The 3248-nt window shown below is 54.7% G+C and carries 2 protein-coding genes; both read right to left on the reverse strand.

Annotation, left to right across the window (positions count from 1 at the left end):
* Nucleotides 1-2403, reverse strand: a 2403-nt coding sequence (locus tag ACIQ5B_RS10635; RefSeq protein ID WP_397598993.1) for a TonB-dependent receptor, incomplete at its 3' end; no start/stop codon positions are given.
* Nucleotides 2404-2604: 201 nt separating this feature from the next.
* The coding region (locus ACIQ5B_RS10640) for a zinc-binding dehydrogenase (protein ID WP_397598994.1) at nucleotides 2605-3248 on the reverse strand (644 nt) is incomplete at its 5' end.

The following is a 3248-nucleotide window of genomic DNA, read 5'->3' on the forward strand; positions in this document are numbered from 1 at the left end:
TGGCGCGTTGGACAGATTGTCGCCCGGCAACTTGCGCAATGCAGGGTCAAGTGGTGCGCCGGTTTTGCTGCCGACCAGGTTTTCACGATAGCTGGTGTTTGCATATGTCAGACCTGCCGCCACGCGGAAGTTGCGTGCTGGCACCAAGGATGCTTCCAACTCGACACCTTCAGCGCGCACGCCATAGCCCACGTCGCTTGGCGCACAGGCGCCCGTTGTTGCCGCTGCTGCGTTGAAGTTGGAGCCTGCTGCCGACAGGTTCTGGTCACGGTCAGCACCGGCCAAATCCGTGCTACAACCGTTGATCGACTGCACAAGGAACACGGTGCCATTGAACGTATTCAGCTGAAAATTGCTGAAGTCCGAACGGAACGCAGAAACGCTCAGGCTGAGTGGACCATTTGAGAATTTCGCACCGATTTCATAGCTGTCGACCAATTCGGGGTCGAATTGCAATCTGCCCGTCAACGCCTGCGCGCCGCCCGATGCTGCAAATGTGCCGATTGGCGACTTCAGTGCTGAACGGTCAAGGTTGAAACCACCAGCCTTATACCCACGCGCGAAGCTGCCGTAGACCAACAGGTCGTCGGTTGCTTTCCACGACAGGATTGCGGTGCCGGTGAATTCATCTTCACTGCGCTCGTCGTTGATAGACACGCCGTTCAATTCCGCGGTCGAGTTGCCCTGACAGGACAGGCCAATCAACGAACCCGCAAGTGCACGCGCTGTTGCCGTTGTCTGCGGGTTCACCAAGTCGTCGGTCACAAGGCCTTGGACGGCCGTACAAACGGTGTTGTCATTGCCAAAGGTGGCGTCGAACTTCTTCTTGTCGCTGGTGTAGCGCAGGCCAAGCGTCAGATCGAGCGCATCGGTAATGTGCAGGATGTTGTGCGTGAATGCCGCGAAGTTCGTGCCGTTCTGGAAATAACGGTCGTTGGTGGTGCCCAGATCATTCAGGCTATCAAGCCGCGTGAACGCCGCCAGAATATCCGGACCCGACAGACCCGAAGCGCCGCCGATGGTTGCGGTGCCGACGCCAGGGATGACGCATGATGGGCTGGTGGGCGAATAGAGCCCAGCCAAACCGCCACCCGAAATGATGCGGCATGTTGCAAAGCGGCCATATTGGTTGCCGAAACGCAGATTGTCGCGGACGGTCAGCTTCTCATTCGAGAAAAATCCGCCGACGAGCCAATCCAGCTTTCCGTCAAATGCTTCACCCTGTAGGCGGAGTTCCTGCGTAAAGGTGTGGAATTGACGATAAGCATCATCGCTTGGCGCGCGGTACAGAATGTCGACTTCACCATAATCGGTGTCGGACGCCTGACCGGAACGATATTGGCGATATGCCGTAATCGACGTCAAAGTTGCGCCGCCGAAATCATAATCGATTTGGCCGGAGAAACCATAATCCTTGGTTTCGCCGCTGAAAACGCGGTTGGCGCTGACCGAGATGTTACGGCCATAGCCTTGGTTAAACGCAGCCAATGGTTGGCCAAGGTCACGCAATACGTTGATGATGTTGTTGGATGTCGCTGTTGATGCCACGCCGGTCGTGCTTGGGTTGTTCAGGTCACCAATGAATGGATTGACGGAACCATCGACATAGGTTGCTGCGCAGCATTCTTCGTTACGCGAGGTATAGTCTGCAATCAGACGCACCGACAGCGCATCGGTTGGTTGGAGCAACAACTGGCCACGCAGGAAGTAGCGGTTACGATTGTTGACGTCGCGGCCATTTTGGTCGTCACGGTAGAAACCGTCACGCTTTACATAAACGCCATCGACGCGGAACGCGACCTGATCCGAAATCGGGCCAGTGATGCTGGTTGCAGCGCGCATGAAGTCATAATTGCCGTAGGTCAGCTCGCCATTAACACCAAAGGTAAAGCTTGGCTTTTTGGAATAGATGCTGATGAGACCAGCAGACGAGTTACGTCCGCCCAATGTACCTTGCGGCCCACGCTGTACTTCAACACGGTCAATTTCGCCGAGTTCGTTCAAGCCAATGCCCGAACGCGAACGGTATACGCCGTCGATGAAAACAGGGACCGAGCTTTCGAGGCCGGGATTGTCACCGACCGTTCCGATACCGCGAATACGGGCAGAACCATTGGCTTCCGAACCCGTCGAAGAGACGAGCAACGATGGTGCAACCTGGTTCAGCTGACGAATATCGTTCGCGCCGCTATTTTGGAGGGTTTCGGCATTAACGGCGGAAATCGCCACTGGCACATCTGAAAGCAGCTGGCTGCGGCCTTGCGCGGTTACAACGATTTCTTCGTCCGCTGTATCGTCGGCCTGAGGGGCTTCTTGCGCAAATGCGAGGCTTGGCACTGAAAGCGCGAGGCACGCGGCCGATAGTTTCAATGCGTGGCTGAGGGATTTGTCACGTCGTAACATATGCTTCTCTCCTGTGTTGAAATGAATTGGTCACAATCTAACGAATGGACATGGCAATGTCATCGCCGTTAACAGCGGTTTTCCTGAAATTCATTCAGTGCGTCAATATTGCAACATTGACATTTTTGACGTTACGGAAAACCTGTTCAGTTTGAACAGACTTTTCCGTAACATAGCAAGCAATGCTGCGCAGCAATTTGCTTATAATTTCACAAGCATTTTGCCGGTGTTTTCGCCACTGAACAGGCCGATAAAGGCTTCTGGTGTTTTCTCCAGCCCGTCTTTCACCGTTTCACGGCCTTTGACTGCGCCAGATTTGATCAGCCCCGCCATATCGGCGTTGAATTCCGGAACCTGTGCGTAGAAGTCGGGGTAGAGGAAGCCCTTGATCATGATGCGCTTGCCGATGATCATCGGAAGATATTGCATTGGTTGGGCTTTAAAGTCGTTATAGACGTCAATCATGCCGCAAATCGCAAAGCGGGCCCATTCTTTGGACGTGGCAAGTGCCGCATCAAAATGTTCGCCGCCGACATTGTCAAAATAGACATCAATGCCGCTTTCGCCCATGTCTTTCAGCGCGGCCATCAACTGCGGCAGCACCTTGCCCGATTTATAGTCGATCACGGCATCGGCGCCGAGTTCTTTGACCCAGGCACATTTTTCTGCGCCACCGGCTGAACCAATGACTTTCATGCCCTTGGCCTTGGCAATTTGCGTGACGGTCGAACCAACGGCACCCGCAGCGGCAGATACGAAAATGACTTCGCCAGCCTTCGCTTCGGCAACCTTGAGCAAGCCGAACCATGCGGTGCCGCCGGGCATGCCGATGATGCTGAGCCAAT

It is taken from the genome of Sphingorhabdus sp., assembly GCF_044374345.1.
In the GTDB taxonomy this organism is placed as follows: Bacteria; Pseudomonadota; Alphaproteobacteria; order Sphingomonadales; family Sphingomonadaceae; genus Sphingorhabdus_B.